The 18,593-nt window shown below is 59.9% G+C and carries 17 protein-coding genes; 12 read left to right on the top strand and 5 right to left on the bottom strand.

Annotated features, from left to right (window positions below):
• Positions 1-19 precede the first annotated feature (19 nt).
• The 6 genes from M2497_RS25090 (at position 20) to M2497_RS25065 (ending at position 6,677) form a co-directional block, all read left to right on the top strand.
• Positions 20-1,306 (top strand): ABC transporter substrate-binding protein, encoded by a 1,287-nt coding sequence (locus M2497_RS25090; protein ID WP_071496578.1) that lies wholly within the window; start codon positions 20-22, stop codon positions 1,304-1,306.
• Between the two features lie 80 nt (positions 1,307-1,386).
• Positions 1,387-2,295 (top strand): sugar ABC transporter permease, encoded by a 909-nt coding sequence (locus M2497_RS25085; RefSeq protein ID WP_058423219.1) that lies wholly within the window; start codon positions 1,387-1,389, stop codon positions 2,293-2,295.
• Entirely contained in the window at positions 2,288-3,133 is an 846-nt protein-coding gene (locus M2497_RS25080) for a carbohydrate ABC transporter permease (RefSeq protein ID WP_010208187.1), read from the top strand. The genes M2497_RS25085 and M2497_RS25080 overlap by 8 nt, the downstream gene beginning before the upstream one ends.
• Before the next feature lie 2 nt (positions 3,134-3,135).
• On the top strand, positions 3,136-4,296 hold the full coding sequence (gene ugpC / locus M2497_RS25075; RefSeq protein ID WP_248483957.1) for a sn-glycerol-3-phosphate ABC transporter ATP-binding protein UgpC: 1,161 nt from the start codon (positions 3,136-3,138) through the stop codon (positions 4,294-4,296).
• 85 nt (positions 4,297-4,381) lie between these two features.
• A complete protein-coding gene (locus tag M2497_RS25070) occupies positions 4,382-5,728 on the top strand; it encodes a carbohydrate porin (protein WP_248483955.1) in 1,347 nt (448 codons plus the stop codon).
• 103 nt (positions 5,729-5,831) lie between these two features.
• Positions 5,832-6,677, top strand: coding sequence for a D-hexose-6-phosphate mutarotase (locus M2497_RS25065; RefSeq protein WP_071489446.1), 846 nt, complete (start codon positions 5,832-5,834; stop codon positions 6,675-6,677).
• A 122-nt stretch (positions 6,678-6,799) separates the two neighbouring features.
• Here M2497_RS25065 and M2497_RS25060 read toward each other — a convergent pair whose 3' ends face one another.
• Positions 6,800-7,660 (bottom strand): MurR/RpiR family transcriptional regulator, encoded by an 861-nt coding sequence (locus M2497_RS25060; RefSeq protein WP_172832156.1) that lies wholly within the window; start codon positions 7,658-7,660, stop codon positions 6,800-6,802.
• A 218-nt stretch (positions 7,661-7,878) separates the two neighbouring features.
• Between M2497_RS25060 and zwf the strand changes: the two genes are divergently transcribed.
• From zwf to M2497_RS25045, 3 genes are read left to right on the top strand one after another with little or no spacing between them, the layout of a single operon-like run.
• Positions 7,879-9,345: a glucose-6-phosphate dehydrogenase gene (gene zwf, locus M2497_RS25055; RefSeq protein WP_248483953.1), complete on the top strand. Its 1,467-nt coding sequence runs from the start codon at positions 7,879-7,881 to the stop codon at positions 9,343-9,345.
• Entirely contained in the window at positions 9,332-10,045 is a 714-nt protein-coding gene (gene pgl, locus M2497_RS25050) for a 6-phosphogluconolactonase (protein ID WP_248483951.1), read from the top strand. Before zwf ends, pgl begins: the two co-directional genes overlap by 14 nt.
• Before the next feature lie 17 nt (positions 10,046-10,062).
• Positions 10,063-10,728 (top strand): bifunctional 4-hydroxy-2-oxoglutarate aldolase/2-dehydro-3-deoxy-phosphogluconate aldolase, encoded by a 666-nt coding sequence (locus M2497_RS25045; RefSeq protein ID WP_026013852.1) that lies wholly within the window; start codon positions 10,063-10,065, stop codon positions 10,726-10,728.
• Positions 10,729-10,823: 95 nt separating this feature from the next.
• Here the strand turns inward: M2497_RS25045 and M2497_RS25040 are convergent, their stop codons facing one another.
• Both M2497_RS25040 and M2497_RS25035 read right to left on the bottom strand, forming a co-directional pair.
• Positions 10,824-11,999: an aminotransferase class V-fold PLP-dependent enzyme gene (locus tag M2497_RS25040; RefSeq protein ID WP_248483949.1), complete on the bottom strand. Its 1,176-nt coding sequence runs from the start codon at positions 11,997-11,999 to the stop codon at positions 10,824-10,826.
• Positions 12,000-12,010: 11 nt separating this feature from the next.
• Positions 12,011-12,247: a DUF3820 family protein gene (locus tag M2497_RS25035; protein WP_248483947.1), complete on the bottom strand. Its 237-nt coding sequence runs from the start codon at positions 12,245-12,247 to the stop codon at positions 12,011-12,013.
• A gap of 205 nt (positions 12,248-12,452) precedes the next feature.
• Here M2497_RS25035 and M2497_RS25030 point away from each other — a divergent pair, with 205 nt between their 5' ends.
• The gene (locus M2497_RS25030) at positions 12,453-12,920 is read left to right on the top strand and encodes a PA2169 family four-helix-bundle protein (protein WP_010208206.1); all 468 of its coding nucleotides are present in this window, start codon (positions 12,453-12,455) and stop codon (positions 12,918-12,920) included.
• Positions 12,921-13,045: 125 nt separating this feature from the next.
• Here M2497_RS25030 and M2497_RS25025 read toward each other — a convergent pair whose 3' ends face one another.
• Both M2497_RS25025 and M2497_RS25020 read right to left on the bottom strand, forming a co-directional pair.
• On the bottom strand, positions 13,046-13,516 hold the full coding sequence (locus M2497_RS25025; protein WP_010208208.1) for a MaoC family dehydratase: 471 nt from the start codon (positions 13,514-13,516) through the stop codon (positions 13,046-13,048).
• 57 nt (positions 13,517-13,573) lie between these two features.
• Complete coding sequence (locus tag M2497_RS25020; RefSeq protein ID WP_248483945.1) at positions 13,574-14,518, bottom strand: alpha/beta hydrolase; 945 nt, start codon at positions 14,516-14,518, stop codon at positions 13,574-13,576.
• Between the two features lie 232 nt (positions 14,519-14,750).
• Here M2497_RS25020 and fadD2 point away from each other — a divergent pair, with 232 nt between their 5' ends.
• Both fadD2 and fadD1 read left to right on the top strand, forming a co-directional pair.
• Entirely contained in the window at positions 14,751-16,439 is a 1,689-nt protein-coding gene (gene fadD2 / locus M2497_RS25015) for a long-chain-fatty-acid--CoA ligase (protein WP_248483943.1), read from the top strand.
• Positions 16,440-16,833: 394 nt separating this feature from the next.
• Complete coding sequence (gene fadD1, locus M2497_RS25010; RefSeq protein WP_058423209.1) at positions 16,834-18,525, top strand: long-chain-fatty-acid--CoA ligase FadD1; 1,692 nt, start codon at positions 16,834-16,836, stop codon at positions 18,523-18,525.
• Positions 18,526-18,593: the final 68 nt, after the last annotated feature.

Genomic DNA, 18,593 nt, shown 5'->3' with positions numbered 1-18,593 from the left:
AACAAGAAAAGGTACTCAGATGAACGCGATTAATCGCCTCGCCGTCGCTATTTCCATTGCCTCGTTGTTTCCCCTCAGTGCATTTGCCGCCGACTCGAAAGGGACGGTTGAAGTTGTGCATTGGTGGACCTCGGGTGGTGAGAAGGCGGCTGTAGATGTCCTGAAGGCCCAAGTTGAGAAAGACGGCTTCACCTGGAAAGACGGTGCCGTCGCAGGTGGCGGTGGCGCCACGGCCATGACTGTGCTGAAAAGCCGTGCAGTCGCCGGCAACCCGCCAGGCGTTGCCCAGATCAAAGGCCCTGATATCCAGGAATGGGCGTCCACCGGCCTGCTCGACACCGACGTGCTCAAAGACGTCGCCAAAGAAGAAAAGTGGGACTCCCTGCTCGACAAGAAAGTCTCCGATACCGTGAAGTACGAAGGTGACTACGTCGCCGTACCGGTCAACATCCACCGCGTGAACTGGCTGTGGATCAACCCGGAAGTCTTCAAGAAAGCCGGTATCACCAAGAACCCGACCACCCTCGAAGAATTCTACGCCGCTGGCGACAAGCTGAAGAAAGCCGGCTTTATTCCGCTCGCCCATGGTGGCCAGCCTTGGCAGGACAGCACCGTGTTCGAAGCGGTGGTGCTCTCGGTGATGGGTGCCGATGGCTACAAGAAAGCCCTGGTCGACCTGGATAACGCCGCACTGACCGGTCCGGAAATGGTCAAGGCCTTGACCGAGCTGAAGAAAGTCGCGACCTACATGGACGTCGACGGCAAAGGCCAGGACTGGAACCTCGAAGCAGGCAAGGTCATCAACGGCAAGGCCGGCATGCAGATCATGGGTGACTGGGCCAAGTCCGAATGGACCGCCGCCAAGAAAGTCGCCGGCAAGGACTACGAGTGCGTAGCCTTCCCGGGCACCGACAAAGCCTTCACCTACAACATCGACTCCCTGGCGGTGTTCAAGCAGAAAGACAAAGGCACTGCTGCCGGTCAGCAGGACATTGCCAGAGTCGTGCTGGGTGAAAACTTCCAGAAAGTGTTCAGCATCAACAAGGGTTCGATCCCTGTGCGTAACGACATGCTGAACAAAATGGACTCGTACGGCTTCGACTCCTGCGCCCAGACCGCTGCCAAGGACTTCCTGGCAGACGCCAAGACCGGCGGCCTGCAGCCAAGCATGGCGCACAACATGGCCACGACCCTGGCGGTGCAAGGTGCGTTCTTTGACGTCGTGACCAACTACATCAACGACCCGAAAGCCGACCCGGCCGACACCGCCAAGAAACTTGGCGCTGCGATCAAGTCCGCCAAGTAACGGTTGACCTTGTGGGGGGACTCCCTGGCCCCCCGCAAGGCTTGTTCCTGTAGTCCTTTTTCCCTGTACTGGATTTCCCCATGAGTTCTGTTGCTGTGTTCAGCAAAGCCTCGCCGTTCGATGCACTGCAGCGCTGGCTACCCAAACTGGTGCTGGCGCCCAGCATGTTCATCGTGTTGGTGGGCTTCTACGGCTACATCCTGTGGACGTTTGTACTCTCGTTCACCAATTCCACGTTCCTGCCAAGCTACAAATGGGCGGGCCTTGCGCAATACGCGCGGTTGTTCGACAACGACCGCTGGTGGGTAGCGAGCAAGAACCTGGCGGTGTTTGGCGGGATGTTCATCGGCATCACCCTGGTCATCGGCGTGACCCTGGCGATCTTCCTCGACCAGAAAATCCGTCGCGAAGGCTTTATCCGCACCATTTACCTGTACCCGATGGCGCTCTCGATGATCGTCACCGGTACCGCCTGGAAATGGCTGCTCAACCCGGGCATGGGCCTGGACAAACTCCTGCGTGACTGGGGCTGGGAAGGCTTCCGTCTCGACTGGCTGATCGACCCGGACCGCGTGGTCTACTGCCTGGTGATCGCCGCTGTGTGGCAAGCCTCGGGCTTTATCATGGCGATGTTTCTCGCCGGCCTGCGTGGCGTCGATCAATCGATCGTGCGCGCCGCACAGATCGACGGCGCGAGCCTGCCGCGCATCTACTGGAGCGTGGTGCTGCCCAGCCTGCGTCCGGTGTTCTTCAGTGCGGTGATGATCCTGGCGCACATTGCGATCAAGAGCTTCGACCTGGTAGCCGCGATGACTGCTGGCGGCCCCGGCTACTCGTCCGACCTGCCGGCGATGTTCATGTACTCGTTCACCTTCAGCCGTGGCCAGATGGGCATGGGCTCGGCCAGTGCCATCCTGATGCTCGGTGCGATCCTCGCGATCATCGTGCCTTACCTCTACTCCGAGCTGAGGACCAAACGTCATGACTAGTCTCGCCTCCAAACCTGCCATCAGCCTGAGTCGCATCGCGATCTACGCGGTGCTGATCCTCGCCGTGCTGCTGTACCTGGTGCCGCTGGTGGTGATGCTGCTGACCAGCTTCAAGACCCCGGAAGACATCAGCTCCGGCAACCTGCTGAGCTGGCCGACCGTGGTCACCGGCATCGGCTGGGTCAAGGCCTGGGCGACTGTGGACGGCTACTTCTGGAACTCGATCAAGATCACCGTTCCGGCCGTACTGATCTCTACCGCCATCGGTGCATTGAACGGCTATGTGCTGTCGTTCTGGCGCTTCAAGGGGTCGCAGCTGTTCTTCGGCCTGTTGTTGTTCGGCTGCTTCCTGCCGTTCCAGACCGTGCTGCTGCCGGCGTCGTTCACCCTCGGCAAGATGGGCCTGGCCAGCACCACCACCGGCCTGGTGTTTGTGCATGTGGTCTACGGGCTGGCGTTCACCACGTTGTTCTTCCGTAACTACTACGTGAGCATCCCGGATGCGCTGATCAAGGCCGCGCGTCTGGACGGTGCGGGCTTCTTCACCATCTTCCGTCAGATCATTCTGCCGATGTCGACCCCGATCATCATGGTCTGCCTGATCTGGCAGTTCACCCAGATCTGGAACGACTTCCTGTTCGGCGTAGTGTTCTCCAGCGGCGACTCCCAGCCCATCACGGTGGCGCTGAACAACCTGGTCAACACCAGCACCGGGGCCAAGGAATATAACGTGGATATGGCGGCGGCGATGATCGCCGGGCTGCCGACCCTGCTGGTCTATGTGATCGCAGGCAAGTATTTCGTGCGCGGCCTCACGGCCGGCGCGGTCAAGGGGTAATCATGGCTACGCTTGAACTTCGCAATGTAAACAAGACCTATGGCGCCGGCCTGCCCGACACCTTGAAGAACATCGAACTGTCGATCAAGGAAGGCGAATTCCTGATCCTGGTCGGTCCTTCGGGGTGCGGCAAATCCACGCTGATGAACTGCATCGCCGGCCTTGAGACCATCACCGGCGGCGCGATCATGATCGGCGACCAGGACGTGAGCGGCATGAGCCCCAAGGACCGTGACATCGCCATGGTGTTCCAGTCCTACGCGCTGTACCCGACCATGAGCGTGCGCGAGAACATCGAGTTCGGCCTCAAGATCCGCAAGATGCCCCAGGCCGATATCGACGCCGAAGTGGCGCGGGTGGCCAAGCTGCTGCAGATCGAACACCTGCTCAACCGCAAGCCGGGCCAGCTCTCCGGCGGCCAGCAACAGCGCGTGGCCATGGGCCGTGCCCTGGCGCGTCGGCCGAAGATCTACCTGTTCGACGAACCGCTGTCCAACCTCGACGCCAAGCTGCGTGTCGAAATGCGTACCGAAATGAAACTGATGCACCAGCGTCTCAAGACCACCACGGTCTACGTGACCCACGACCAGATCGAAGCGATGACCCTGGGCGACAAGGTCGCGGTGATGAAGGACGGCATCATCCAGCAGTTCGGCACGCCGAAAGAGATCTACAACAATCCGGCCAACCAGTTCGTGGCGAGCTTTATCGGTTCGCCGCCGATGAACTTCGTGCCGCTGCGTCTGCAGCGCAAGGACGGCCGCCTGGTGGCATTGCTCGACAGCGGCCAGGCGCGTTGTGAGCTGGCCCTGAACACCACGGATGCCGGCCTGGAAGATCGCGACGTGATCCTGGGCCTGCGTCCGGAGCAGATCATGTTGGCGGCGGGCGAGGGCAACAGTGCGTCGAGCATTCGTGCCGAAGTCCAGGTGACCGAGCCAACCGGCCCGGACACCCTGGTGTTCGTGCAACTCAATGACACCAAGGTCTGCTGCCGCCTGGCACCCGACGTGGCACCGCAGGTGGGCGAGACCCTGAGCCTGCAATTCGATCCTTCCAAGGTACTGCTGTTCGACGCCAACACGGGCGAGCGACTGGGCACTGTTTCTTCATCGCCCACACAGGGGCATGCCGACAACGTGGCCCAATTCAAAGGCCGCTGAAGCAGATAAGTTGTTGTTTTAGATAAAAAAAGTAAACCGCGTTAGATAAAAACAGTTTAATAACAATAAAGACGAGGATGTAGGGATGAAAAAGCAACACAACAACACTCGGCTGATCTGCCAAATGTCAGCTGCAGCAGCCCTGGTACTGTCCGCCAATGCGATGGCGGCCGATGCATTCAGCGCTGATTCCAAGTGGATGACCGGCGATTGGGGCGGTGAGCGTACCAAGCTGATCGAGCAAGGTATCGACATCAAGGCTGACTACGTTGGGGAGATGGGCTACAACGCCAAGGGCGGCTACAACCACGACAAGACCGGTCGTTACTCTGACCAGTTCGGTCTCGGCGTGGCACTTGACCTGCAAAAACTGTGGGGCTGGGACAATACCCAGGCCAAGATCCAGTTGACCAACCGTAATGGCCAGAACATCTCCAACGACCGCATTGGCGACCCGCGTGCCGGCACGCTGAGTTCTTCGATGGAAGTCTACGGCCGTGGCCACATGGTGCGTCTGACCCAGTTCTGGATCCAGCACCAGATGTTCGACAACAAGTTGGACGTGAAACTCGGTTACTTCGGCGAAGGCGAAGACTTCAACACCTTCCCGTGCGACTTCCAGAACCTGTCGTTCTGCGGTTCGCAAGTGGGTAACTATGTCAACACCTGGTACAACTGGCCTGTCAGCCAGGCCGCGATCCGCGTGAAGTACAACATCACGCCTGAGCTGTATGCGCAAATCGGTGCATACAACCAGAACCCATCGCAGCTGGAGCACGGCAACGGCTTCAAGCTCAGCGGCAGTGGCACCAAGGGCACCGTGATCCCGGTGGAATTGGTCTGGTCGCCTAAGGTCAACAACCTGCCGGGCGAATACCGTGTGGGTTACTACAAGAGCGCGGCTGATGCCTCTGACGTCCGTGAAGACATCAACGGCAACGATGCAGCGACCACTGGCGCCGCCTACCGTACCCATAGCAGCAAGAAAGGCTACTGGTTCGTTGCCCAACAGCAGCTCACCACGCACAACGGCGACGCTTCCCGCGGTCTGAACATCGCGGCCAACGCCACCTTCCACGACAAAGAAACCAACCTGGTCGACAACTATCAGTCGTTGATGCTGGTGTACAAAGGCCCATTCGATGCGCGTCCAAAAGACGACGTGGGTATTGGTGCCGCGCGTCTGCACGTCAACAACGACGTGAAGAAAAACGCCGAACTGCTCAACGTCGCCAATGGCGTGAACGACTACGACAATGCGCTTTACACGCCAATCCGCGAAACCGAGTACAACTTCGAAATCAACTACGGCTTCCACGTCACCAACTGGCTGACCGTGCGTCCTAACCTGCAATACGTCGTCCAGCCTGGCGGCGTGGACAAAGTCGACAACGCGTTGGTGGCTGGCCTGAAAATTCAGTCTACGTTCTAACGCTGTTGCGATAAGCTCCTTCTCTCTGTGCGCATTTTGCGGGTAGCCATGGCTATCCGCTTTTTTTTGGGCTGCATTGTGATGATTTTCAGGACTGTGGCACATGCATGAGCAACCGCTGCAACGCTTTTTCAAATCCTTGCGCGAGCGCCCGGTGTTCGCCTGGGAGCGTTTCCAGATGCGTGACGTGTTGGTGATCGATCATCCGCTGTGCCAGGCGGTGTTCAGTCGCCAAGGCGCGCAATTGCTGCACTTTCAGCCGACCGGCCAGAAACCCTGGTTGTGGTGTGCCGCCAAGTGGCCGCAAGTCGGTGCCATCCGTGGAGGCGTGCCGGTGTGCTGGCCGTGGTATGGCCGCCACCCGAGTGAAAATGCCTGGCCGTCCCATGGCTGGGCGCGCTTGATCGACTGGAAATTGCTCGACAGCAGCACCGACGACGACGGTGTGCGCCTGCACTGGCAATTGCAGCTGTGCGACTGGCAGGTCGACCTGCATGCGCACCTGGGCGAAACCCTGGAGCTGCGCCTGAGCACCGAGCATCAGGATGAGTTGCCGTGCCAGCTGAGCCATGCATTGCACGCTTATTGGCGTATTGGTCATGTTGATGAGATAGCGCTGTCTGGGCTTGACGGTGCGCAAGGTTACGACCAGCTCAATCGTCAGGTCTGCCAGCAGGAAGGTGAATTGCGGGTGGAGGGCGGTTGCCAGCGGGTGTTCCAGCACGAGGGCGAATTGCAGCTCAAGGACCACGCCTGGCAGCGCGAACTGTGCATCGACACCGGCGACAGCGCCGACACGGTGGTGTGGCACCCGGGCAGCCGGCCGCTGTTGGGCGTGAGCTTCAACGAGGCGTCGGGGTTTGTGTGCGTGGAGTCGGCGATGGCCGGGGCGAGCCTGGCGCCGGGGGAGAGGGCGCATTTGAGTTTGCAGGCTCGAGCAGGGGTATAGCAGTGTGGCTGCTGGCCTTATCGGGGGCAAGCCCCCTCCCACATTTTGAATGTATTCACAGATCAAAGTGTGGGAGGGGGCTTGCCCCCGATGAGGCCAGTACAGCCAACACAAAGGCCGGCTTAGTTGAACTCATCCCCCACCGGGTACCGGCTGTCATTCAAGCTCTCTTTGATCTTGCGCAAATGCGGCTGGAAATCCACCCCGCGACGCAAGGTCATGCCGGTGGCCAGTACATCCAGCACCGTCAGTTGGATGATCCGCGAGGTCATCGGCATATAGATGTCGGTGTCTTCGGGCAGTGGAATGTTCAGGCTCACCGTGCTGGCCTTGGCCAGCGGCGAGTTCTCGGCGGTCACGCCCAGCACTGAAGCGCCGTTTCCACGGGCGATGCGCGCCACTTCCACCAACTCACGGGTACGCCCGGTGTAGGAAATGATCACGAACAACTCGCCAGTGTGCGCCACCGAGGCGATCATGCGCTGCATCAGCACGTCGGCATGGGCGGTAACGGCCAGGTTGAAGCGGAAGAACTTGTGTAGCGCATCCATCGCCACCGGGGCCGAAGCACCCAGGCCGAAGAAGTGGATCTGCCGCGCCTGGATCAACAGGTCCACGGCCTTGCTGATCAGGGCCGGGTCCAGGGCCTGGCAGGCGCTGTCGAGCGACGCGATGGCGCTGCCAAAAATCTTCTGGGTGTAGGCCTCGGGGTTATCATCGGCCTCCACCGCGCGGCTGACATACGCTGCGCCGCTGGCCAGGCTTTGCGCCAGCTGCAATTTCAGTTCAGGGTAACCGCTCACGCCGAACGAACGGCAGAAACGGTTGACCGTCGGTTCACTGACCGAGGCGGCCTGGGCAAGGGCGGCGATGGAAAAGCGGGTCGCCTGCTGCGGGTTGAGCAGGATGACCTCGGCGACTTTTTTCTCGGCCTTGTTCAATTCTTCGAGGCGGTTCCGGATCTGTTCCAGAAGATTTCGCACGCGGTCCATTCAGTCTTTCCTTCGGGCGACGATGCAAATTAGGGTGGCAACCAATCGACGAGTGGCCTTTTGCGGTGGCCTATCCTACTTAGGGTAGCTGAACACCACCACTCGGAATGCGTATTTCGGGAAAATGTTGTGGTTATTACTACATTTTTCCTTGAGTGATGCCTTGAAAAAAGGTATTTGTAGCTTAACTTGATAAAAGAACAAACATCATGCCTTCGATAACCGTAGAACCCTGCACCTTTGCCCTGTTTGGCGCCTTGGGTGATCTGGCGCTGCGCAAGTTATTTCCTGCCCTCTATCAACTCGATGGCGCCGGCCTGCTGCACGACGACACGCGCATTCTGGCCCTGGCCCGCGAAGCCGGCACCGAACAACAGCACTTGGCGCACATCGAGCACGCATTGCGAGAGTTCGTCGGCAAGGAACTGGACGAAACCATCGCCCAGCGCTTCCTGGCGCGCCTGACCTATGTGCACGTCGACTTCCTGAAGGCCGATGATTACGTGGCCCTGGCGGACATCGCCGGCACCGAGCAGCGCCTGATCGCCTACTTCGCCACCCCGGCGGCGGTGTACGGCGCCATCTGCGAGAACCTGTCCAAGGTCGGCCTGGCGGACAACACCCGCGTGGTGCTGGAGAAACCGATTGGTTCGGACCTGGAATCCTCGCGCAAGGTCAATGACGCCGTGGCGCAGTTCTTCCCGGAGAACCGCACGTACCGCATCGACCACTACCTGGGCAAAGAGACCGTCCAGAACCTGATCGCGCTGCGTTTCGCCAACAGCCTGTTCGAAACCCAGTGGAACCAGAACTACATTTCCCACGTGGAAATCACCGTGGCGGAGCAGGTCGGTATCGAAGGCCGTTGGGGTTACTTCGACAAGGCCGGCCAGCTGCGGGACATGATCCAGAACCACCTGTTGCAGCTGCTGTGCCTGATCGCCATGGACCCGCCGGCCGACCTGTCCGCCGACAGCATCCGTGACGAGAAGGTCAAGGTGCTCAAGGCCCTGGCGCCGATCAGCCCGGATGGCCTGACCACCCAGGTGGTGCGCGGCCAGTACATCGCCGGCTACAGCGCCGGCAAGCCGGTGCCGGGTTACCTGGAAGAAGAAAACTCCAACACCCAGAGCGACACCGAGACCTTCGTCGCCCTGCGTGCCGATATCCGCAACTGGCGTTGGGCCGGCGTGCCGTTCTACCTGCGCACCGGCAAGCGCATGCCGCAGAAGCTGTCGCAGATCGTCATCCACTTCAAGGAACCGTCCCACTACATCTTCGCCCCTGAGCAGCGCCTGCAGATCAGCAACAAGCTGATCATCCGCCTGCAACCGGACGAAGGTATTTCCTTGCGCGTGATGACCAAGGAGCAGGGCCTGGACAAGGGCATGCAACTGCGCAGCGGCCCGCTGCAACTGAATTTTTCCGACACCTACCGCAGCGCCCGGATTCCGGATGCCTACGAGCGGTTGTTGCTGGAAGTGATGCGCGGCAATCAGAACCTGTTTGTTCGCAAAGATGAAATCGAAGCCGCGTGGAAGTGGTGTGACCAGTTGATCGCCGGGTGGAAGAAATCCGGTGATGCGCCCAAGCCGTACGCGGCCGGGTCCTGGGGGCCGATGAGCTCGATTGCACTGATCACGCGGGATGGGAGGTCGTGGTATGGCGATATCTGATTTGAAACTGCCCCAGGGCGTAACCCCTCATGAGTACCGTACCCCGGTGCTGTTGGCGGAAGGCTTGGCCAATAATGTGGCCGAGCAACTGCGCACGGCCATCAGTGCCCGTGGCGAAGCGACGCTGGTGGTGTCCGGTGGCCGCAGCCCCGTGGCGTTTTTCCAGCACCTGGCCAAGCAGGGCCTGGACTGGTCCAAGGTCACCATCACCCTGGCCGACGAGCGCTGGGTGCCGGTGGAACATGCCGACAGCAATGCCGGCCTGTTGAAGCAGCACTTGCTGCAAGGCCCGGCGGCCAAGGCCAGGTTCTTGAGCCTGTACAGCGCCGCGGCCAATCTTGAAGACGCTGCCGAGCAGGCCGATCGCCTGCTGGCCGAATTGCCAGCCATCGATGTGCTGGTGCTGGGCATGGGCGATGACGGCCACACCGCATCGCTGTTTCCCGACAGCCCGAACCTGAGCCAGGCCTTGCAGCCCGACGGTACCCGCCGTTGCTGGCCGATGCTGGCGCCGACCGTGCCGCACCAGCGCCTGACCATGAGTCGCGCGCTGTTGGCCACGGCGAACTACACGATGCTGTCGATTTCCGGCAGCTCGAAATTGACCACCTTGAGCGCCGCGCTGGCCAGTGATGACGTCGCTGCCATGCCGATTCGCGCGTTTCTGCAACCTACATTAGAGATTTACTGGTGCCCATGAGCCAAGGATCAGCCGCTATGAAAAGCCCTCAACCGACCGTGTCCATGGCGGACAAAGTTGCCTTGATCGACAGCCTCTGCGCCAAGGCGCGGATCCTGCCGGTGATCACCATCGCCCGCGAACAGGACATTCTGCCGCTGGCCGATGCCCTGGCAGCCGGTGGTTTGACCGCACTGGAAGTGACCCTGCGTTCGGAGTTCGGCCTCAAGGCCATTCAGGTACTGCGCGAACAACGCCCTGAACTGTGCACGGGGGCCGGCACCGTACTCGACCGTCACATGCTCGAAGCGGCCGAAGTGGCGGGCTCGCAATTCATCGTCACTCCAGGCATTACCCGTGACCTGCTGGAAGCCTCGGTACACAGCCCGATCCCGCTGCTGCCGGGCATCAGCAATGCCTCCGGCATCATGGAGGGCTACGGTCTGGGTTATCGTCGCTTCAAGCTGTTCCCGGCGGAAGTCAGCGGCGGCGTGGCGGCGATCAAGGCCCTGGGCGGTCCGTTCGGCGAAGTGAAATTCTGCCCGACCGGAGGCGTTGGCCCGGCCAACATCAAAAACTACATGGCGTTGAAAAACGTGATGTGCGTGGGCGGTAGCTGGATGCTCGACCCGGAGTGGGTCAAGAACGGCGACTGGGCCCGTATCCAGGAAGTCACCGCGCAGGCATTGGCCCTGCTGGATTGATCTGCTTTTACTGAATCGTTGTTGCTGTGCTTGACGGCATTTTTGCGGTGCACTTGGTCGGTGTACCGCATTTTTTTTGCCTGTAGAAAGGGCGCCTAACCGACGCTCAACTCGGTGATGGCTTTAACCAGCACGGCTATCTCGGTTGCCGAAGTCACCAACCCCGGCGTCACCCGGATACAGGTGCCGAACGACGCACCGACTCGGGTAGTGACAAACAGGTTGTAGTCCTTGAGCAGTCTATCGACCATCACCTGCTGGTCCCGCCCGCTGAACTTGAACGCCGTAATCCCGCAATACACCCTTGGATCATCCGGCGTCAGCACCTCGATCCCCGGCAATGCCCGCACCTGGCTGACCCACAGGTCCCGCAGGTCATTCACCCGTGCGCCTTTTGCCGCCGCGCCGCCTAATTGGCGATGTTCTTCAAACACCAGCGGCAAGGTCATCAAGGCCGGAAAGTTCGGCGTGCTGTAGGACGTACGCGCACGCACATCGGTGGTGGGGTAGTGAAACTCACCCATGTCCGGGTCGATATCGGCCAGGCGCTCCGGGGCGATGTACAAAAAGCCCAGGGTCAGTGGCGCGCCGATCCATTTGTGCAGGTTGAAGCCGGCAAACTGAATGCCCAGCTCGGCCAGGTTGAACTCGATCTGGCCCAGGGCATGGGCGCCGTCGAGGATCACGTCCACGCCGTGCTCACGCGCTGCATGGGCGACGGCTTCGACGGGCATCACCAGGCCGGTGCGGTGGGTGACGTGGGTCAGCGCCATCAGCTTTAAACGAGGATACTCAACGAACGCATCAAGATACGTCTGCACCAGGCTGTCGAAACTGGCCGGGTGTGCGTGGGACAGTTCGATCACCTCCACGCCACGAACGCCGGCCAGCCAACGCATCGCACCCTTGACCGTGTCGTACTCCAGGTCACTGATCAGCACCTGATCGCCCGGTTGCAGGCGGTTGTAGTTGCGGATCAGTGATTGCAAGGCTTCGGTGGCGTTACGGGTAAAGGCCACCGACTCCGGGTCCACATCAATCAGCTCGGCCAGTTGCCGACGAATCTCGACGTTCTCGCCTTGCTCGAAGCGTTGGCGCACATGCAGCGAATTACTTCGGTTGATAAACGCAACCTGTTCCAGGTAATGCGATTGCACCGTTCGGCTCATGCGACCGAAGTAACCGTTTTCCAGATTGATCGGGCCGGGTTCCAGGGCATAGCGCTCGGAAACAGCCTGCCAATGACGTTCGTTGTCTGCATTCCTTGGCATAGGGGGGGCTCTTAATGGCGCGGTGCGGGTTTGCCGTGTTTGGCGCGTAGCGGTTCGAGTAATTCAGATAACCCGTTACTGTCGATTTCCTGCATCAACGCCAGCAAGCCGCCCAGTTCGCCGTGGGGGAAACCTTCACGGGCGAACCAGTTCAGGTAGGGGCCGGGCAGGTCGGCGATTATCAGTCCTTTGTATTTGCCGAAGGGCATTTCGCGGGTGATCAGCAGTTCGAGTTTTTCGGGATTCATGCAGGCTCGGGTGTTTGAGTCGTGACCTTGGAAAATACAGGCATTCTGCATGAAGGCCAAATGACAGATCATGCAAATAACGTACATACAGATGGTTCAATTAATCGTAAATAACTGAAATATATGGAGAATTTGTTTTTTGAAAACCTGGCACGGGCGCTGCAACCACTAAGACAACCTTCTAACCCGTACAAGGAATTGAAAAATGACTGACATCAATAAAGAATCGATCTCCGTACTGAACGACCTGATCGAAACCAGCATCGACGGCCAAAAGGGTTTCAAGGAGTGCGCTGAAGACATCAAGCACCCAGAACTCAAAGCCCTGTTCGCCAAGCGTTCCGCCGACTGCGCCACCGCTGCTGCCGAGCTGAAGACCGCCGTGCGTGCCCTGGGTGGTGATCCGGAAGATTCCGGCAGCGTTGCCGGCGCTTTGCATCGTGGTTGGGTCGACGTGAAGTCGATGCTCACCGGTAAAGATGAAGAGGCGGTGCTGAACGAAGCCGAGCGCGGTGAAGACCACGCACTGAAGGCTTACAAGGAAGCGATCGAGAAGATCAACAAGCACAACCTGCTGGGCATTCGTGACCTGGTTGAACGTCAGTACCACGGCGTGCAACGCAACCACGACCAGGTGAAAGCCCTGCGTAACCAGGCTCGCGCTCAGTCGTAAGCCCTGCGTTGTAAAAGAATGTGGGAGGGGGTTTGCCCCCGATAGCAGTGCCTCAGTCATTGAAATATCGACTGATCCACCGCTATCGGGAGCAAGCCCCCTCCCACATTTGTCTTGCGTAGACTTCAGCCAATGCTGATCGGCGGCAACTCGGTCAGCGTCACCACCTGCTGCTTACGCGGCGCCAGGATTTCCGCCTCGCCATCCACCACCAACTCATCGCGCTGGTTGAACACACGGGTGGCGATGCGCACGCGGAACTTCGGCAGTTTCTCGAGGATTTCCAGGCGCACAGTCAGGGTGTCGCCGATTTTCACTGGCTTCTGGAAGCTCATCTGCTGGCCGATGTAGATCGTGCCCGGCCCAGGCAGCTCGCAGGCAACGGCTGCGCTGATCAGGGCGCCGCTGAACATGCCGTGGGCAATACGCTCCTTGAACATGGTCGCCTTGGCGTACTCGGCATCCAGGTGCACCGGGTTGTGGTCACCGGACATGGCGGCGAACAGCTGGATATCACGCTCTTCCACCAGCTTGCTGTAGCTGGCGGTCTGGCCGACTTCGAGGGCTTCGTACGGGGTGTTGGTTACCTGGGTCATCTAAACGTGCATCCTGTGGCTAATCGGTAATTTAACTGACTGATTTTAATCGAAAATTTATTCGCAGCGGGTGGGCCTGCGCAACGTCAGGGCCTGGTCGAGCCAGCTCAGTACATCCGCCGTGACTTCATCACGGTTGGTTTCGTTGAACACTTCATGGCGCGCCTGCGGGTAGATATTCAGTTGCAGGTGCTGGCAGCCCGCTTCACGCAGGGCGTTGGCCAGGCTGTTGAGACGCTTGCCTTCGCTCACCGGATCACATTCACCGCCCATTATCAGGATCGGCAGGCCAGGGTCGATCTGCGCGAGATTGGACGCTTTGCTGATTTGCTGCAAGCCGCCGAGCAGGTCGATCCACAGTTGGTTGGTGCAGCGGAACCCACACAGCGGGTCATTGATGTACTTGTCCACCTCGGCCGGGTCGCGACTGAGCCAATCGAAAGCGGTGCGATTGGGTTTGAACGCCTTGTTGAACGATCCAAACGACAGGAAATCGATCAGCGCACTGCGCCCGCGCAACCCCTGGCGCAGCCGTTCGGCCCGGGCGATCACCCGCGCGGCGCGGTACAGCGCCACCGGCTGGAAATTCGAACCGCTGAGAATCGCGCCATCCAGGCTCGCGCTGTGGTGCAACAGATAGGCCTGGGCGATGTAACTGCCCATGCTGTGTCCCAACAGAATGATCGGCAACCCCGGCTGTTGCTGGCCGATATGCTGGTTGAGGCTGGCGAGATCGCCCACTACCTTGTTCCAGCCGTCATGCTCTGCATACAGGCCCAGGGTGCCTTCGTCGGCTGTGCGGCCGTGGCCTCTTTGGTCCGGCGCATACACGCCGTAGCCGGCGTCGCACAGGGTTTGCGCCAGGCGCGCATAGCGCCCGCTGTGCTCGGCCATTCCATGGGACAGCATCACCAGGGCCCTGGTCGGGCCTTCGGGCATCCATTGATTGACGTACAGGCGGCTGCGGTCATTCGCGGTCAGCCAGAAGCTGCTGTGGTTCATGGCGGTTCCTTTGCTCAGGGGCTGCTCAAGGTCAGCTCGGGGTTGTTGCAGTGTATAGCTCATCTGCCGAGGATCGGCGCATCTGCCTACACGTCAGCGGCAAGATTCATACAATCAATGACACGGTTTGCTGTATTTGCCTGTTTGGCTATTGCTGCTAACGTCCCCAAAGCTCCGCTTTTCATAGCAGTCAGAAAGCGGCCGGACACACTCAGGTAAGAGGACAAGAATAATGCAACCTGATTTCTGGAATGACAAACGCGCAGCGGGCGTTCCCAACGACATCGACCTCTCTGCCTACAAGTCGGTGATCGAAGTCTTCGAGCGCTCCTGCAAGGCCTTCGCCGACCGTCCGGCATTCAGCAACATGGGCATCACCCTGACCTACGCCGAGCTGGAGCGCCAGAGCGCCGCCTTCGCCGGCTACCTGCAACAGCACACCGACCTCAAGCCGGGCGAGCGCATCGCGGTGCAGATGCCCAACGTGCTGCATTACCCGATTGCCGTGTTCGGCGCCTTGCGCGCCGGGCTGATCGTGGTCAACACCAACCCGCTGTACACCCCGCGCGAGATGCGTCACCAGTTCAAGGACGCCGGCGTGCGTGCGCTGGTCTACCTTAACCTGTTCGGTTCGCGGGTGCAGGAGGTGTGCAGCGACACCGAGATCGACTACCTGATCGAAGCCAAGATGGGCGATTTCATGCCCGCTGCCAAAGGCTGGCTGATCAACACGGTGGTCGACAAGGTCAAGAAGATGGTCCCGGCCTACAACCTGCCGCGCGCGGTGTCATTCAAGCGCGCCCTGCGCATGGGCGCGGGCCTGGGCGTGACCCGCCACCCGGTGACCCTGGACGACATCGCGGTGCTGCAATACACCGGCGGCACCACCGGCCTGGCCAAGGGCGCGATGCTCACCCACGGCAACCTGGTGGCGAACATGCAACAGGCGCGGGCGTGCATGTCCCAGGTCACCGATGATGGCCAGCCGCTGGTGAGGGAAGGGCAGGAGGTGATGATTGCGCCGCTGCCGCTGTACCACATCTATGCTTTCACGGCGAACTGCATGTGCATGATGGTGACCGGCAACCATAACGTGTTGATCACCAATCCGCGGGATATCGGCGGGTTTATCAAGGAACTGAAAAAATGGCGGTTCTCCTGTCTGCTGGGGCTGAACACGCTGTTTGTGGCGTTGATGGACCATCCGGACTTCAAGACCCTGGACTTCTCCCACCTCAAGATCACCAATTCCGGCGGCACCGCACTGGTGAAGGCCACGGCCGAGCGCTGGAAGGCCATCACCGGCTGCTCCATCGGCGAAGGCTACGGCCTGACCGAGACCTCGCCGGTGGCCAGTACCAACCCCTACGGCAGCCAGTCGCGCCTGGGCACCGTGGGCCTGCCGGTGCCTGGCACAGCGATGAAAGTCATCGACGATCAAGGTCACGAGTTGCCGTTGGGCGAGCGCGGTGAGTTGTGCATCAAGGGCCCGCAGGTGATGAAGGGCTACTGGCAGCAACCGGTCGCCACTGCCGAGGCGTTGGACGCCGAAGGCTGGCTGAAGACGGGCGACATTGCGGTGATCGATGCCGATGGGTTCGTCAGCATCGTCGACCGCAAGAAAGACCTGATCATCGTCTCGGGTTTCAACGTGTACCCCAACGAGATCGAAGACGTGGTGATGGCCCACCCAGCGGTGGCCAACTGCGCGGTGATCGGCGTGCCGGATGAACGCACCGGGGAGGCGGTGAAGCTGTTCGTGGTGGCGCGTGCCGAAGGGGTGAGCCTTGAGGAGTTGAAGGCGTACTGCAAGACCAACTTCACGGGGTACAAGGTGCCTAAGCACATCGTGTTGCGCGACTCGTTGCCGATGACGCCGGTGGGCAAGATCTTGCGCAGGGAGCTGCGCGATATCGCTTGATCTGAAATGTGCTGAAAAATGCGGGAGGGGGCTTGCCCCCGATGGCGGTGGGTCAGTCACCAGATGTGTAGACTGAACCACTGCCATCGGGGGCAAGCCCCCTCCCATATTTGTACTGTGCTGTTCTGAAAGCCCCGTTCCAGAGCCATTTATCGAGCTATTTCAGCTTGGTTTAAAGTGTGACCAAATATTGTAGGACAGTCGTGTTTATGACCGTGGCCCCCTCTTTTGGCTCTAGGCGGCCTTTGGCAAAGCTGCTACTCTCGGCGCGCTTTGTGACGTCTCGGCCTGCTTGAAAGCGCCAGATTCACCTAAAAAAAACATACACCAATAATAATCGCATCAAATGCGATGATGAATTCGCGTCGCTGACGTCGCTGAGGAGTGGGCTTCCATGAACGAAGACTTTTGGAAGGATAAGTACCCCGCCGGGATTGCCGCAGAAATCAATCCAGACGAGTATCCGAATATTCAGGCGGTACTGAAGCAGTCCTGCCAGCGCTTCGCCAACAAACCGGCTTTCAGCAACCTGGGCAAGACAATCACCTACGGTGAATTGTACGAACTGTCCGGCGCCTTCGCCGCGTACCTGCAACAGCACACCGACCTGAAGCCCGGCGATCGAATCGCCGTGCAACTGCCCAACGTCCTGCAATACCCGGTCGCCGTGTTCGGTGCGATCCGCGCCGGCCTGATCGTGGTCAACACCAACCCGCTGTACACCGCGCGGGAAATGGAACACCAATTCAACGACTCCGGCGCCAAGGCCCTGGTGTGCCTGGCCAACATGGCGCATCTGGCGGAAAAGGTCGTGCCCAAGACCGCCGTCAAGCATGTGATCGTCACCGAAGTCGCCGACCTGTTGCCGCCGCTCAAGCGCCTGCTGATCAACAGCGTCATCAAGTATGTGAAGAAAATGGTCCCGGCGTATCACCTGCCCAAGGCGATCAAGTTCAACGACGTGCTGGCCAAGGGGCACGGCCAACCGGTCAGCGATGCCAGCCCGGCCAGCGGCGATGTGGCCGTGCTGCAATACACCGGCGGCACCACCGGCGTGGCCAAGGGCGCGATGCTCACCCACCGCAACCTGGTCGCCAACATGTTGCAATGCAAGGCGCTGATGGGCTCCAACCTCAATGAAGGCTGCGAGATCCTGATCACGCCGCTGCCGCTTTACCACATCTATGCGTTCACCTTTCATTGCATGGCGATGATGCTGATCGGCAACCACAACATCCTGATCAGCAACCCGCGCGACCTGCCGGCGATGGTCAAGGAACTGTCGAAGTGGAAGTTCAGCGGCTTTGTCGGCTTGAACACGCTGTTTGTGGCGCTGTGCAACAACGAAGCGTTCCGCAAGCTGGATTTCTCTGCGCTGAAAGTCACCCTGTCCGGCGGCATGGCCCTGCAATTGGCAGCGGCCGAGCGCTGGAAGGCGGTGACCGGTTGTGGCATTTGCGAAGGCTACGGCATGACCGAGACCAGCCCGGTGGCCACCGTGAACCCGATCCAGCATATCCAGATCGGCACCATCGGCATCCCGGTGCCGTCCACCGTGTGTAAAGTCATCGCCGATGACGGCACTGAACTCGCACTGGGTGAAACCGGCGAGCTGTGCGTCAAAGGCCCGCAGGTGATGAAGGGCTACTGGCAGCGCCAGGACGCCACCGACGAGATGCTCGACAGCGAAGGCTGGCTCAAGACCGGTGATATCGCGATCATCCAGCCTGACGGCTACATGCGCATCGTCGATCGCAAGAAGGACATGATCCTGGTCTCGGGCTTCAACGTGTACCCCAATGAGCTGGAAGACGTACTGGCAGGTCTGCCGGGCGTGCTGCAGTGCGCGGCCATCGGCGTGCCGGACGAAAAGTCCGGGGAGCACATCAAGCTGTTCATCGTGGTCAAGCCGGGTGCCACCCTGACCAAGGAGCAGGTGATGGAGCATATGCGCGCCAACGTCACTGCGTACAAAGTGCCCAAGGCCGTGGAATTCCGCGATGCGTTGCCGACCACCAACGTAGGCAAGATCCTGCGCCGTGAGCTGCGCGATGAAGAGTTGAAGAAGCTCGGTCTTAAAAAGTAACGCTCTACCAATGTGGGAGGGGGCTTGCCCCCGATGGCAGTGTGTCAGCTACCGATGTGCTGACTGAT

This window comes from Pseudomonas sp. CYM-20-01 (genome assembly GCF_023169845.1).
GTDB classification, from domain to species: domain Bacteria; phylum Pseudomonadota; class Gammaproteobacteria; order Pseudomonadales; family Pseudomonadaceae; genus Aquipseudomonas; species Aquipseudomonas azotoformans.
Note: the sequence above shows the minus strand (reverse complement) of the source record. Positions and strands in the feature narration are given on the sequence as shown.

Coding starts and splice junctions, on each gene's coding strand:
- zwf (WP_248483953.1), top strand. CDS start 7,879: ATGCCTTCGATAACCGTAGAACCCTGCACCTTTGCCCTGTTTGGCGCC.
- M2497_RS25040 (WP_248483949.1), bottom strand. CDS start 11,999: ATGCCAAGGAATGCAGACAACGAACGTCATTGGCAGGCTGTTTCCGAG.
- pgl (WP_248483951.1), top strand. CDS start 9,332: ATGGCGATATCTGATTTGAAACTGCCCCAGGGCGTAACCCCTCATGAG.
- M2497_RS25020 (WP_248483945.1), bottom strand. CDS start 14,518: ATGAACCACAGCAGCTTCTGGCTGACCGCGAATGACCGCAGCCGCCTG.
- fadD1 (WP_058423209.1), top strand. CDS start 16,834: ATGAACGAAGACTTTTGGAAGGATAAGTACCCCGCCGGGATTGCCGCA.
- M2497_RS25090 (WP_071496578.1), top strand. CDS start 20: ATGAACGCGATTAATCGCCTCGCCGTCGCTATTTCCATTGCCTCGTTG.
- M2497_RS25080 (WP_010208187.1), top strand. CDS start 2,288: ATGACTAGTCTCGCCTCCAAACCTGCCATCAGCCTGAGTCGCATCGCG.
- M2497_RS25085 (WP_058423219.1), top strand. CDS start 1,387: ATGAGTTCTGTTGCTGTGTTCAGCAAAGCCTCGCCGTTCGATGCACTG.
- M2497_RS25030 (WP_010208206.1), top strand. CDS start 12,453: ATGACTGACATCAATAAAGAATCGATCTCCGTACTGAACGACCTGATC.
- fadD2 (WP_248483943.1), top strand. CDS start 14,751: ATGCAACCTGATTTCTGGAATGACAAACGCGCAGCGGGCGTTCCCAAC.
- M2497_RS25025 (WP_010208208.1), bottom strand. CDS start 13,516: ATGACCCAGGTAACCAACACCCCGTACGAAGCCCTCGAAGTCGGCCAG.
- M2497_RS25065 (WP_071489446.1), top strand. CDS start 5,832: ATGCATGAGCAACCGCTGCAACGCTTTTTCAAATCCTTGCGCGAGCGC.
- M2497_RS25070 (WP_248483955.1), top strand. CDS start 4,382: ATGAAAAAGCAACACAACAACACTCGGCTGATCTGCCAAATGTCAGCT.
- M2497_RS25035 (WP_248483947.1), bottom strand. CDS start 12,247: ATGAATCCCGAAAAACTCGAACTGCTGATCACCCGCGAAATGCCCTTC.
- M2497_RS25045 (WP_026013852.1), top strand. CDS start 10,063: ATGAAAAGCCCTCAACCGACCGTGTCCATGGCGGACAAAGTTGCCTTG.
- ugpC (WP_248483957.1), top strand. CDS start 3,136: ATGGCTACGCTTGAACTTCGCAATGTAAACAAGACCTATGGCGCCGGC.